The 13435-nt window shown below is 59.2% G+C and carries 14 protein-coding genes; 3 read left to right on the forward strand and 11 right to left on the reverse strand.

Annotation, left to right across the window (positions count from 1 at the left end; genetic code table 11):
* Window positions 1-345: 345 nt before the first annotated feature.
* From flgL to flgB, 11 genes are all read right to left on the reverse strand, one after another.
* Window positions 346-1266 carry a flagellar hook-associated protein FlgL gene (gene flgL, locus F451_RS0123395; RefSeq protein WP_020683856.1) on the reverse strand — a complete coding sequence of 307 codons (921 nt, stop codon included), beginning with the start codon at window positions 1264-1266 and terminating at the stop codon, window positions 346-348.
* An 11-nt stretch (window positions 1267-1277) separates the two neighbouring features.
* A complete protein-coding gene (gene flgK / locus F451_RS0123400) occupies window positions 1278-2972 on the reverse strand; it encodes a flagellar hook-associated protein FlgK (RefSeq protein WP_020683857.1) in 1695 nt (564 codons plus the stop codon).
* Between the two features lie 62 nt (window positions 2973-3034).
* Window positions 3035-4102: a flagellar assembly peptidoglycan hydrolase FlgJ gene (flgJ, locus tag F451_RS0123405; RefSeq protein WP_020683858.1), complete on the reverse strand. Its 1068-nt coding sequence runs from the start codon at window positions 4100-4102 to the stop codon at window positions 3035-3037.
* Window positions 4103-4184: 82 nt separating this feature from the next.
* Entirely contained in the window at window positions 4185-5288 is a 1104-nt protein-coding gene (locus tag F451_RS0123410) for a flagellar basal body P-ring protein FlgI (RefSeq protein ID WP_020683859.1), read from the reverse strand.
* A gap of 23 nt (window positions 5289-5311) precedes the next feature.
* Entirely contained in the window at window positions 5312-5989 is a 678-nt protein-coding gene (gene flgH / locus F451_RS0123415) for a flagellar basal body L-ring protein FlgH (RefSeq protein ID WP_020683860.1), read from the reverse strand.
* A 40-nt stretch (window positions 5990-6029) separates the two neighbouring features.
* A complete protein-coding gene (gene flgG / locus F451_RS0123420; RefSeq protein ID WP_020683861.1) occupies window positions 6030-6815 on the reverse strand; it encodes a flagellar basal-body rod protein FlgG in 786 nt (261 codons plus the stop codon).
* A 23-nt stretch (window positions 6816-6838) separates the two neighbouring features.
* On the reverse strand, window positions 6839-7582 hold the full coding sequence (locus F451_RS0123425; protein WP_020683862.1) for a flagellar basal body rod protein FlgF: 744 nt from the start codon (window positions 7580-7582) through the stop codon (window positions 6839-6841).
* 162 nt (window positions 7583-7744) lie between these two features.
* Window positions 7745-9616 carry a flagellar hook protein FlgE gene (locus tag F451_RS0123430; protein WP_020683863.1) on the reverse strand — a complete coding sequence of 624 codons (1872 nt, stop codon included), beginning with the start codon at window positions 9614-9616 and terminating at the stop codon, window positions 7745-7747.
* A gap of 64 nt (window positions 9617-9680) precedes the next feature.
* Window positions 9681-10349, reverse strand: a complete 669-nt coding sequence (locus F451_RS0123435; protein WP_020683864.1) for a flagellar hook assembly protein FlgD — start codon at window positions 10347-10349, stop codon at window positions 9681-9683.
* A 19-nt stretch (window positions 10350-10368) separates the two neighbouring features.
* The gene (flgC, locus tag F451_RS0123440; protein WP_020683865.1) at window positions 10369-10800 is read right to left on the reverse strand and encodes a flagellar basal body rod protein FlgC; all 432 of its coding nucleotides are present in this window, start codon (window positions 10798-10800) and stop codon (window positions 10369-10371) included.
* 3 nt (window positions 10801-10803) lie between these two features.
* Window positions 10804-11223, reverse strand: coding sequence for a flagellar basal body rod protein FlgB (flgB, locus tag F451_RS0123445; RefSeq protein WP_020683866.1), 420 nt, complete (start codon window positions 11221-11223; stop codon window positions 10804-10806).
* A gap of 491 nt (window positions 11224-11714) precedes the next feature.
* On the opposite strand from flgB, the gene flgA reads away from it, so the two are divergent.
* The 3 genes from flgA (at window position 11715) to F451_RS0123460 (ending at window position 13373) form a co-directional block, all read left to right on the forward strand.
* Window positions 11715-12419: a flagellar basal body P-ring formation chaperone FlgA gene (gene flgA / locus F451_RS0123450; RefSeq protein WP_020683867.1), complete on the forward strand. Its 705-nt coding sequence runs from the start codon at window positions 11715-11717 to the stop codon at window positions 12417-12419.
* A gap of 148 nt (window positions 12420-12567) precedes the next feature.
* On the forward strand, window positions 12568-12882 hold the full coding sequence (flgM, locus tag F451_RS0123455) for a flagellar biosynthesis anti-sigma factor FlgM (protein WP_020683868.1): 315 nt from the start codon (window positions 12568-12570) through the stop codon (window positions 12880-12882).
* Window positions 12879-13373, forward strand: a complete 495-nt coding sequence (locus tag F451_RS0123460) for a flagella synthesis protein FlgN (RefSeq protein WP_020683869.1) — start codon at window positions 12879-12881, stop codon at window positions 13371-13373. Before flgM ends, F451_RS0123460 begins: the two co-directional genes overlap by 4 nt.
* Window positions 13374-13435 lie beyond the last annotated feature (62 nt).

Raw genomic sequence — 13435 nt, forward strand, 5'->3', positions numbered from 1 at the left:
CCTGCGAATTCCACCGCATGGGCAAGATCCCAGAACAATAAACTACCGAATGTAATCAAACAGGTTCAGACCACTCACCTTGCTGCAGCTGGCCGTATTCGACCTTCCACCGCAGTGTCTCCGAGGGACTGTACTCTAAAGACTGGGCAGATGATGGCCAGGCTCGACAACTCACCTATGACGACTAATAGAGTGAGTTGAGTGGTGACCGCGAGTTCGCAAACGACACGGTTCTAAGAGGTGCGATTCGCTGCGCTCATCAGCACCCTACTGGGCCGCACCGTACCCGTAGGGTGGAATGAGCCTGCGAATTCCACCGCATGGGCGGGATTCGAAAACAATAAACTACCGAATGTAATCAAACAGGCTCAGACCACTCACCTTGCTGAAGCTGGCGTAGGCAGCTTCCAGGGTCGTCTGTTGCAGCGTCAGGCGACTGATGGCCTCGTTATAGTCCAGGTCGCGGAACGACGACAGCGCCTCCTGGGTAATGAGCGTGTAGTTATCGTTCATCAGCGCCTGCTGATCCATTGCGTTCATGCGCGCACCAATGGAAGTACGCCCGCGGATATTGCTATCCTGCACGCCTTCGAGCGCCGTCAGGGTGTCACCCAGCAGGGTCTCCATCTGTGTCCGCCCGGCTTCGGTGCCGGTATCGATGCTCTTCAGGCCGTTACTTAAGTCCAGTGCAACATTCAGCGGATTTTCAGGCTCAAACAGCTGTGCCCCGGAGTCAGTCGCGGCGATACGGTTGTCCGGTCCTATCTGGATATAGCGCTGCTCGGCATCACCCTGAAACTCGTAACGCTGGGTCACGGCGTTAAGGGTATAGGCCTGCTGATCGCCCTGGAAACCCGAAAACAAATATTCGCCCTGCACATCCCGGGTATTCATGAGCCCCTGCATCTGGTCAATAATGCCGTCGACTTCGGTCGCCAGGGCCACACGGTCCTGGGAACTCAGCGCCGCACTGCCCGCCTGTATGGTGATTTCCCGCAGGCGAACGGCGTTGTTGAAAAGCTCATCCAGCGTGGACTCCTCCAGACTGAGGCGCCGTGTCGCTAAATCGATATTGGTCTGAAACTGTTCGGTGCGGTCAACTTCCCGCTCCAGCTTGATAATCTGGGTCGCCGCCAGTGGATCATCAGAGGGCTGCAGCACCCGCTTGCCGGTGGCAATCTGTTCCTGGGTCTTGATCAGCTCGCTGTTGGCCCGGCTCAGGTTATCAACATTATTCAGAAAGACCTGCTGGGTGGAAATTCGCATCCTTATCGCTCCTAAACAACGGCCAGCAATGAATCAAAGATCGTCTGGGAAACCGATATCAGCCGTGCCGACGCCTGGTAAGCCTGCTGAAACTGCACCAGTTTGGCAGCTTCCTCATCCAGGTTGACGCCGGAGATACTGGATTTGGTCTGCTGATTGGCATCCAGCACAGCCTTGCTGGACTGCGTGGTAATTTGTGCGGTGGCCGTCAGACTGCCAACGTGCTCAAGCTGGCGACCATACTGATCCTGGTATGTGCTGCCATCCACCAGCGTGGCAAACTGCAGGTCCGACATGGCCAGGGCATTACGGTTGTTGGACACACCGCCTGCGCTGTCTGCCAGCGCCAGGCCGCGCCCGCTGCTCAACTCGAGCCCAAAATCGGAGGCACCGCTGCGGGTCGGCTGGATTTCAAACTTGTCGCCCTTGAGGAAGCGCTCGCTCGAATCCAGATCCAGCCGAAAGCCATCGACCTGCAGGGTGAGGCTGCCGCTGGCCGCATCGAAATAAAATTCCTGATTGGCATCCACGCCCGTGGCATCGGCCGCGCTGGTCAACTGGTTACTGTTCCAGCGCACGCCATCGCTCAGCCGTGTCAGGGTAAAGCTGCTGTCGGTATTGAACACCAATTCATAGGCTGACGCCTTGAGTGCGCCGGCATCGACGATATCCACCCGGGACGTCACACTGCTGGCATTACCGCTGTCCGCGAGCACGCGGCTGGCCGAGAGCAGGCTGTCGTTAATATCGGCAAACAGCCGCTGGCCGGCATTACCGTCCAGGTCCAGCCCCTGTAGCTGCTGAGCATTCATGCTGGACGCGAACACCATGGCAAGGCGGCCCATTTCGTCCTGCGTCTGGTACAGCACATCGGTGCGATACTCCAGCAAGCCACCGATCTGACCGCCACTGATCTGGCCGGTGATATCACCAACATTGCTGCCGACCTGCAGTGCGATGTTGCGCTGACTGGCATCCATGCTGTCCTGCACCATGACCAGCTGGTTGGCGCTGTTACCCACCACCAGCGGCTCGCCGTTGCCAACGAAAATGCTCATCTCGCCATTGGCCTGCGGCACGCTGGTAAAACCGATATAACCTGCCAGCGACTCCATGAGCCGGTCACGTTCATCCAGCAGCTCGTTGGTCGAGGCGCCGGAGGCAGTTGCCAGGCGTACCTGATCGTTGATCTGCGCCAGGCTCTGGGCAATGCTGTTAACCTGCGCCACCGAATTTTGAATCTGGCCATTGATGGTATCGCCCTGCCGGGCAAGGCTCGCGTCCAGGTCCTGAAAACGGCGCACCAGCGCATCGGTCTGGGCGAGAAAGAGTTCCCGGTTGGCAAGGTTACTCGGATCATCCACCGCGCCCTGCAGGGCGCCGAAGTAGTCATCCATCGCCTTGGACACACTGGACACATCGGAGGCGAGCATGTTGTCCAGCTGGCTGGCGAGCTGCTCGAACGCCAGGGCGCTATTGTAGGCCGACGTATCGGACATGATCTGGCTGGTCAGTAACTCGTTCGCCATGCGCTGCACATCGCGAACCTGCACGCCGCCAAGACCCTCCCGCGAGACGAGGTCCGGCCGCTGCATCGAGTAGCCCGGCGTATTGACGTTGGCAATATTCTGCCCGACCACCGACAGCGCGCTGGTATTGGACTGCAGCGCCTGGGTTCCGATACTCAACAGATTGAAACTGGACATTTACTCTCCCTTGCGGCGCCAAAGGCGGCGCGCCGACCTAAATATTTAGCGGCCGGCCGCGGTTATTCTTGAGCCGAATCGGCTTGCGCCTGCAACAACAGTTCACTGTCAAAAATGCGCCCGATCTTTTGTGCGTAAGCCGGGTCCGTGGCGTAACCGGCCGCCTGCAGTTCCTGCAAATAGGCCTGGGGGTCGGCGGCCTGCTCCAGCGCCTGCCGGTAACGCGGGTTCTGCTGCAAAAAGCTGATGTAGTCCTCTACGCTGTGCTCAAACGAGCCATAGGCGCGAAACGCCGCCGACTCGCGCACCGCCACGCCACCGCGGTATTCCAGCGTGCTGACACCCACCCGTTCGCCCTGCCAGGCACTGTCGGCCTTGATGTTGAACAGGTTACGGCTGTTGCGCCCGCTGCTGTCCTGGGTGATATGCCGACCCCAGCCGGTTTCGAGCGCCGCCTGAGCCACCAGCACCTTGGGATCGACGCCAATCTGGGGCGCCAGTCGTTGCGCCAGCGGCAGCAGGGTGGCAACGAAATCGGCCGGCGTGGCGAAAGTATCCGGTTCGGCACTGGCCGCACTGCCTGGGGCAACAGCGCTATCCATGCCCGCGGCTTCGTCAGAGGCCTCATCGCCGGGCGCTCGGGGCGAACTGACATGGGGCGGCAGTTCATTCGCCGACGACACTTTGGCCCCTTGCAGCTGTGCCAGCGCCGCCAGCTGGGCGCCGCCATCAAAGGCACGCTTGAGCATGCGCTCGGACTCGCCCAGCGGCCGCAGCTCACGCGCATCGTCCTGAGCGGCCTGTATGTTCAGTTGCTGCCCCAGCTGCTTTACCAGCACCTCGGCCAAGCCCATGCCCTTGCCGGTCGACAGCTCCAGCGTCATCTGCTGATCGAGCATGTCCTGGTAAAACTTCACATCGCCGCTCGTGAACGGGCTGTCTTCAGCGAAAGCGGCATTAGCCTCACGCATGCTCTTGAGCATCATGCTCATGAACATCTGCTCGAACTGCTTGGCCACCTGGGCCAGGGCCTCGGGCCCGTCATTTTTGGCATCGCGCTTGAGCTGCGTCAGCTGGTTCAGCTCGGTGTACACCTGCGCCTTGCTGCCAAGACCGTTATTGCGCTCCATCAGTTCAGCCCTCCATCGGACCGTAGCGAGGGGGTACGACAGGGCCGGGCAGCGGCTACAAACTGGCAATCAGCAGCGCGGCTCATATCACCACCAGCTCGGCCCGCAGGGCCCCGGCCTGTTTCAGCGCTTCGAGAATGGCCATCAGATCGCCGGGCGCGGCCCCCACCTGGTTCACCGCGGCGACGATCTCCTGCAAGGAGGTGCCGGGCGTAAACTCGAACATGTGGCCCGAGCCTTCATCCACCTCAACCCCTGAGCGCGGCGTAATCACGGTCGCACCGCGACTGAGTGGCGCAGGCTGACTCACATCAAATGACTCGGTAATGGACACGGTCATGCCGCCGTGGGTGATGGCCACCGGTGAAATGCGCACGTTCTGTCCAATGATGATGGTGCCGGTGCGGGAGTTGATAATCACCTTGGCCACTTCCTCGGCCGGCTGAACTTCCAGGTTTTCCAGCACCGACAGGTAAGACACCCGCTGCGACGGGTCCCGCGGCGCACGCACCTGGATGGAGGTGGAATCCATCGCCGTGGCCATATCAGGCCCCAGCAGACCGTTAATCTGCTCGGCCACGCGCCGGGCCGTGGTGAAATCGCCGTGATGCAGGTTCAGCACAAGTGTATCGCTCTGGGCGAAGCTGCTTGGAACAACACGCTCAACCGAGGCGCCATTCGGAATACGACCAACACTGGGCACGTTCACCGTCAGGCGCGAGCCATCGCGTCCTTCAGCACCAAAGCCGGACACCACCATATTACCCTGGGCAATGGCATAGACCTGGCCGTCGGCACCCTTGAGCGGCGACATCAGCAGACTGCCGCCGCGCAGGCTCTTGGCATCACCGATGGCGGAAACGGTAATATCGATCGTCTGGCCGGGCTTCGCGAAGGCCGGCAGGTCTGCATGGATCGCCACGGCGGCAATGTTCTTGGACGATGGGTTCTGATTGGCCGGCAGGATCACGCCAAAATTGGTCAGCATGTTGCGAAACGTCTGGGACGTAAAGCTGGTCTTGTCGCCGGTGCCATCAAGCCCGACCACCAGGCCGTAGCCCACCAGCTGGTTGGTGCGAACACCCTGTACAGAGGCGATATCCTTGAGCCGATCGGCCTGTGCCGACGACACCAGCAGGCACAGGAGCACGCCGGCAAAACCTCGACTAATCATGTGCTTGAACATGCGCTGCACTCCCCTGAAACCTGCTAGAACAACCAGAACGGACTGATAAAGAATTTGCCCAGCCAGCCCATGACGTTTGAATCATGCACCGCACCGGTACCGCTGTAGGCAATGCGCGCATCGGCCAGTTTGGTAGAGGATACGGTATTATCGGCGGCGACATCCCGCGCCCGCACCATGCCGCTGACGCGGATATATTCGTCGCCCTGGTTCAGCGTCAGCCACTTCTCGCCTTTTACCAGCAACAGACCATTGGGCCGGACCTCGTGCACCGTCACGGTAATGCTGCCACTGAGGCTGTTACTCATGTCCGAGCTGCCTTCGCTGGCAAAGGCACTGTCCGTCTGGGCCGACAGGCTCAACGGGTTGCCAAAGGCACTTATGCCCCGCCCAAAGAGTTCCGGCTGTGGCAGACTGATCTCGTTGCTTTTATCCACATCGGTCTTGGCAGACTTGCTCGACTGCGTCTTTTCCGACAAGAGCACGGTGATCACATCCCCAACCCGCAACGCCCGCCCATCACCATAGAGGTTCACGCTGGTCGCCGCCTGATAGATGGAGCCGTTTGCCGGTGGCACAGACTCGTAGGCCTGCGCGGGAATGGGCGCAAAATACGGGCTATCCGGCTTGGGGGCCTTGGTCACACAACCACTCAGCCCCAGGGCCAGTGTCAGCAGCAGAAGTCGGTGGAAGGTCATCATGAGTATTCCCGCACAGGTTAAATCAGGCGCCAGTGACCGCTTAAAGCTGCTGTGTCACGAAGGACAGCATTTCATCGGCCGTGGAAATGACTTTGGAGTTGAGTTCGTAAGCCCGCTGGGTGGTGATCATGTTGACCAGCTCTTCCACCGCATTGACATTGGAGCCCTCCAGCATGCCCTGCTGCAACAGGCCGGTGCCACTATCGCCCGGTGCTGCCACCACCGGGGCACCGCTGGCCGCCGTCTCCAGGAACAGGTTCTGGCCAATGGCCTGCAAGCCCTGGGGATTGACGAAATCCGCCAGTTCCAGCTGGCCTATCTCCTGCGGATCAGGGTCCCCCGCCACCGTGACCTGTACGGTACCATCAAGGCCGACACTGAAGGTCTGTACCTCGGCGGGCAGCGTAATGGCCGGCTCAATCTGGAAGCCCTCGGCAGTGACCAGCTGATTATCGCCATTGAGATGCAGCTGGCCATTGCGCGTATAGGCGATTTCACCGTTGGGCTGCACCACCTGCAAAAAGCCGCGGCCATTGATGGCCACATCAAATGGCTCGTCGGTAATCTGCAGGTCGCCGGTTGAAAACAGCTTCTGGGTACCGACGGTGCGTACACCGCTGCCCAGCTGCAGGCCCGACGGCAACTGAGATTCCTGTGCCGACTGGGCGCCGGGCTGGCGCTTGATCTGATACAACAGATCCTCGAACACGGCGCGGTCTTTCTTGAAGCCCACGGTCGCGACATTGGCCAGGTTGTTGGAGATGACCTTGAGCGACGTATCCTGTGCGCTGAGGCCGGTTTTGGCGACAAACAAAGCTCCATTCATAACGCTAAACCCTCAGTGTCTGATCAGCTGAGCTGCAATATGCGGGCAGCTGCACTTGAATTCTCTTCCGCGGTTTTCATCAGTTTCACCTGCATTTCAAACTGCCGGGCCAGACTGATAATCTCAGTCAGTTCGTTCACCGCATTGACGTTGCTCGATTCCAGGTAGCCCGAACGCAGGCTCACATCCAGCGCAGGCGGCAAGGGGGCATTGCCTGCGGTATGCATCAGGCCATCAAGCCCCTTGAACAGGGTGCCGTCATCGGGTTTCACCAGCTTGATGCGATCCACCAGCAGCAGTTCGACCGCACCTTCACCCAGCGGGCGTGCGGTGACGGTACCATCGTTACCAATATCGATCTTTTCCGACGGCGGTATGACCACGGCAATGCCGCCGGCACCCAGCACCGGCAATCCACTGCCTGTCACCAGCTGATTGGCGGCATTGATCTGCAGCTCACCGGCACGGGTGTAGGCCTCCGAACCATCGGCAGCCACCACCGCAATCCAGCCCTCGCCGTTAATGGCAACGTCCAGGTCCCGTCCGGTTTGCATCAGTGTGCCGCTGCCGGTATCCGTGGCGGGGCGTTCGGTCATGGCATAAACCCGACTCGGCAGGCCTTCGCCAAACACCTGCATGGCGCGAGCCTGGGCCAGGTCGGTCTTGAATCCGGTCGTGGTGGCGTTGGCCAGATTATTGGCATGAGCCTGCTGGGCAAACATGCTTTCGCGAGCCCCACTCATTGCCACATACAGCATTTTGTCCATCGGCCGCTCCTGCTGGGAAATCCGTTGCCGCTTTCGCGGCCTTAACGGGTATAAAGCAATTGCTGTGCCATAGGCTCATTGCCGCCCTCCCCCGACACAATAACGAAAAAAGCGGCGCGGGATTGCTCCCGCGCCGCTTTTTTAGAAGGCCTGTGAAACCGATCAGATCTGCAGGATGGTCTGCGTTACCGTGTTGAGGGTTTCCAGGGTCTTGGAATTCGCCTGGAAGTTGCGCTGCGCCTCGATCAGCTGCACCAGCTCAGCCGACAGATCCACGTTGGACTGCTCCAGCGCCGCCGAACGCAGGCTGCCGCTGAGGCCCGCACCCGGCGGGTTGATGATCGCAGAGCCGGAATCCAGCGTCGCGGTCCACTCAGTGCCACCGCTGGAGCGCAGGCCCGACTGGTTTTCAAAGGTGGCAATCGCCACCACGCCCAGCTGCTGGTTCTGACCATTGCTGAAGGACGCGATCATTTCACCATTGCCGCCAAAACTCACCCCCACCAGGTCACCCTTGGTATAGCCGTCCTGGCTTTGCGCCTTCACGATGGAGGTCGATGCAAACTGAGTGGTATTGCTCAGATCCAGCCGAATCTCTGTTTCCGGGTTGGCGGGGTCAGCACCGGAAATGGTGATGGCCGGGACATTGCCGCCGGCCAGGAACTGCTGACCGTTAATACTGTTGAGCAACCCGCTGGAGGGATCAAACGTAATCAGCACCGGGCCGACTTCAGTCTGCTCGGACGCATAGCCCGCTTCACCAGGATCAACTACCTTGCCGATGTTCAGCAACTCGTCGCCATTGAGGTAAGCGTACACCTGGTAAACCCCCTGGAAGGAGTTATCGCCGGGCACCACCGTCGGCGCGCCCATGACCGCACCCGGATCAGTCACCGCCAGCAGACCCACATCGCCCGATGCCGCCTTGAAGGTGATGATCAGCTTGTTATTATCGGCATCATAAATCACGGACTCGACATCAGGGTTGAGATCCTTGATCGCACCCTGGCGCGATTCCAGCGCCGCGCCCATCTGATCCTGTGTCATGCCGGCATCGAGGGTAATTTCGACACCACCGATTTCAACCACCGTATCGGCTCCCAGCGGACCCGCTGCCAGGGAGTACGTTTGGGTTTCGCTCGCGGCCAGCTGCGCCGAAGTAATACCGGCGAAATTCACACCGCCGTCATTATTCACCACCTGCAGTTCGTCGATATCGGTAGCCGAGGCATTCATCCGCACCACCAGGTTGGTACCACTGATGCTGATATCGGCAATGCGCGGGTCGGCCGCGATCAGGTTTGCGTATTCTGCCGGGTCACTCGGATCGAAAGGGCCGTAGCCCGAGATCGTGACCGAGTTGGGCAGAGCATCGAACTCAAGTGTCTGCACTTCGCGCATCGGCGGCTGTTCCACCATGTTCAGCTTGACGGTATGCTCGTTACCCAGACTGTCAAACGTTCGCACCGTGGTGCTGTAGGTAAAGGACGAGGGTTCATCCTTGTCATAGGGTGTCAGCAGCTTGGAGGCATCTTCCCTGGCATCGATATTGAAAGACAGATCGATGCTTTCAGTCGCCTTGGGCGGGCTCTCTTTCTGGGTCACCGACAGGTCACCCACCGGCAGCAGGTTGCCCTGATCATCGAGACCGTAACCCTGCAGATTCTTGCCGTCCTTGGACACGACGTTGCCGTCTTTGTCGAGTTCAAAGGCGCCGGCGCGGGTATAGGTCACGCTGCCCTGGCCATCATCCAGCTGAAAGAAGCCCGAACCGTTGATCGCAAGGTCGAGGTTATTGTTGGTGAATTCGATAGTGCCTGCGCTGAAATCCTGCGCGATGTCGGACACCGTAACACCGGAACCTGCAGTGTTACTGGAGCCGGCCCCCACCACGGCAGTAGCGTAGATGTCGGCAAACTCGGTACGCGAGGACTTGAACCCCACCGTGCTGGAGTTTGCAATGTTGTTGCCGGTGACATCCAGATCGGTTGATGCCGACTTGAGCCCGGTAATTGCCGTATTGAAACCTGCCATGCTGCTCTCCTTTGTAGCGCCAGCCGGCCACGCCGATACAGAATCAGCTCAGCCTGAAAGACACCTATCCGAGTTGCTTGATATCGTTGATTCCGGCGGAGCCGACATCCGTATTTACTTTCATGCCGATGCCATTCTGGCCCAGCGTCACGCTGTTGATTCGATGCCCCAGATAGAGCGTCTGGGTTTCGACTTTTCCGTTAACCTCCGCCTGGGCTACGATGCGATACTGATCGGCAGGCGTATTGTCGGTGCCACTCCAGACGAAGCTGTGATCGCCCGCGCTTTGGGCACCCATTTGCTGGTTATCGACCAGCACCCCATTGCGGTCATAAACAGAAACCCAGACGTTCGATGCGCTGGCATCCAGCGTCACCAGCCCCTGCACCGAGCCCCCCTCGGGCAGGACGGCCAGATCGGTTTCAACAAACGCCTGCTGCCCCACCATGGACGAAGCCTGCAGCGCCGCCTGACTGCTCATCAGCGACTGGCCGAGCTGATCCACCGAAGTGCTCAGGTTAGCGATGCTCTCGACCGTACTCATGCTGGCAATCTGCTGCATAAAATCGGATGTATCCGCCGGGCTCGTCGGATCCTGGTTCTGCAGCTGGGCGATCATCAGCTTCATGAACATTTCGGAGTCCGACTCATCGGCGCTGGTCGCCGTACTGCTGCTCTTGTTGGTCTGATTGATCTGGTTAAAGATATTGCTGTTGCTATCGATGGTACTCATGACCGGTTACCTCCCAAGCCTATTGCCCAAGCGACAGGGTGCGCTGCAGCATCTGCTTGGCTGTATTCATGATCTCCGCATTAATCTGAAAGGAGCGCGACGCCGAAATCATGTCGGCCATCTCCTCCACCACATTCACATTGGGGTAATAAATGAAGCCATTCTCGTCCGCCAGCGGATGACTGGGGCTGTACTCCTGGCGCAGTGACGCCTGACTCTCCAGCACCCCGGCCACCTGCACGCCAGCGCCTGCCTCAACTCCCGGTGTGAGGAAGGATTCAGCATTCTCCAGCGGTCGCACTTCGAACACCGGCTTGCGCGCCCGGTACGTTTCGCCACTGCTGGAACTGATGCTCTCGGCATTCGCCAAATTGCTGGCCGTCGTGTTCAGGCGCACGCTCTGGGCGTTCATGGCGGAGCCCGCGATACTGAATACATTAGATAAGGACATCGCTTACTCTCCGGTAATTGCCTTGCTCAGACCCTTGAACTTGCGGTTCAGGAAATCAAAAGAGGCCTGATAGTCGAGGGCGTTTTCGGTGTAACGCGCCATTTCTTCCTGCACCTCTACCGTATTGCCATCGACACTCGGCTGGTTCGGAATGCGAAACAGCATGTCCGCCGCCATGGATGCCGGATCCGCCATCACCTGCTGATGTCCGGCCTGGGTTGTCTGCATCGTTACGCTTTGCGTCGAAGCCTCGGCGCCCGGCGTCTGTTCAGCCTTGAGCATGCTGGCGAAATCCAGGTCCCGCGCCTTGAAGCCCGGCGTATCCGCATTGGCGATATTGTTGGACAAAACCTCCGCCCGGCGAGCCCGCAACAACGTTGCCGACTCATGAATCCCCAGTGCGCTGTCAAAGCTGATGGTCATCCGCTTGCCTCTTTTGATGCCTGCCAAACAGTAAAGCAATCCACATGCCAAGGCAGAAAAAGCCAGTATCTGTGTCACCTGCACACTTTTTCGGCAGATTGGGCGGCAACCTTTTACCGCTCCTGGCCGGCCAACGGCAAAGCGGCAATCCAGCAGCCTGTCGGGCTTGGCCGGTCGTAACGAGGGAAAGTCCGTTTTGTTCAGCACATCCATGTGCTTCACCCCTTCGGGGTTTTCACGTTCAATCGCTCCCGGCGATTGAATGAGGCAGTTTTTGAGCTCTGTTGAGGCTAATAGTGGTTCTATTTAACGAAAACAGAGTACAAAAAATGACCAAAATCGGCTTTTCCGCAGTAGATCAGTGTTAAGTCCGCCAGGCTGCCAGGCCTGCGCGCATTGATTTACAGCACAGGGCAGACCTGAGATCATCGGCAGGCACTGCAGAGGCTTTTCCTCTGCCGTCACTCTGCCAACTCATTCAGGATATCCGCGTGACGCGTTATTCTTGCCTTTGCGCTTTAGCCTTCAGTGCCAACCTGCTCGTTGCGACGGGTGCACAGGCAGACACTTCCGCCGATGCCGTGGAGGCCAGTGCCCGCGATTATCTGACCGACCTTTACCAGCAACAAAATCCCGGCGCCCAGATCGACGTGCAGATCAACCCGGTCAGCACTCGGTTGCGCCTGCCCGACTGTGCCGCTCCCCTGGTTGCTGAAGCGCCCAGGGGCAGCGGCAGCCGCATCACCACCCGAGTGTCCTGCGACGCACCGCAACACTGGGCGCTCTTCGTGACCGCCAAAGTTGCGATCTTGCACCAGGTCATCGTGACCCGTCGTCCCGTGAGTCGCGGTGAAACGCTCAGTCAGGCGGATATAGAGAGCCGACTGCTGGATATAAGTGATGAAACCCGCGGCTACTATCAGGCACCGGAAGATGTCATCGGTCGCAGTGCCAGCCGACACCTTCCAAATGACACTATCCTCAACGGCGGAATGCTGACCGACGCCAACCTGATCGAGCGTGGCGACAGCCTGATTATCGAAGTACGCAACGGTGCCCTGCACTTGCGCGCTCAGGGCACGGCGCTGGAAGACGGCCAGGCCGGTGAGCAAATTCGGGTTCGCAATGACCGCTCAGGCCAGGAGATAAAAGCTATCGTGGTAGCGCGGGGGCTGGTCCACCCGATCAGCCGCTGATTCACGGGGAGCTGGCCAATGGCCGCGACTCCGGGCCTGGGGTATACTGAAAAATCTATACAGCCTAAGAGCCGTCTGGAAAAAACACTAAAGTTTTGCCAGATTCATCCGATAAACCTCATCAGATGCGAAATTGAGGAACAGCAGGATGGTTATTGATTTCACGGGGTTGCCGCCGAAAAGCCAGGCCAGTGGTACCCGTGCCCAAACCAGCAACGACCGCGTTGGCGACCAGGCCCAGGCGCAGAGCGCGCCCGCCTCCAAAGCCGGCGACGCTGCCGAGGTGAGGCTGAGCGAAGCCGCCCAGGCCTTGCAGGGTACCGACAAGGTGCTGGCGAACACGCCCGAGGTCAATGAAAGCCGGGTGGAGGCGCTGCGTAACGCCATCGAGTCGGGCAGCTACGAAATCAACTACGCACGTGTGGCACAACGCCTGGTCGACTTTGAGAGCTCACTCGATTGACACCCCTTTCGAACCCGCACCAAGATGCATTTGATACCCTGACCCATCAGGGTATCGTCGTTTTGGCTGAACTGAAGTCCCTGCTCGACATCGAGTTCACCGCCCTGTCGCAACACAATCTCGAAGACCTGCAGCAGTCTCTCGCCGACAAACAGCGCCAGCTCGAACAGCTTGCCGAACTGAACAGTCAGCGCGAGCAGCTAATGACCCAGCTCGGTTACAGCGCAACCCCGAATGGCATTGCGCAGTGGTTCGAAGCGCTCCCCGAAGACCTGCGAGCCGCAAGCGAAGCACTGTGGCAGACATTGCAGCAGACTCTCGAGCAGCTCAGGCAGCTCAACCTGCGCAACGAACAGGTGCTCAGACGCAGCAGTCGCAATAACGATCAGCTACTGGCCCTGCTGCGCGGACAGACCCAACGCCATACTCTGTACGATTCAAGCGGCGGCAAAGGCCAGCTCTCTGCCCAGACTCGACTCGGCAAGGCCTGAAACACCCTGCAAACCGCAGACCCAACGTACTCGCACCCACGGCGACTTTTACGATTCAAACG

The organism is Marinobacterium rhizophilum DSM 18822 (assembly GCF_000378045.1).
Taxonomy (GTDB): Bacteria; Pseudomonadota; Gammaproteobacteria; order Pseudomonadales; family Balneatricaceae; genus Marinobacterium_A; species Marinobacterium_A rhizophilum.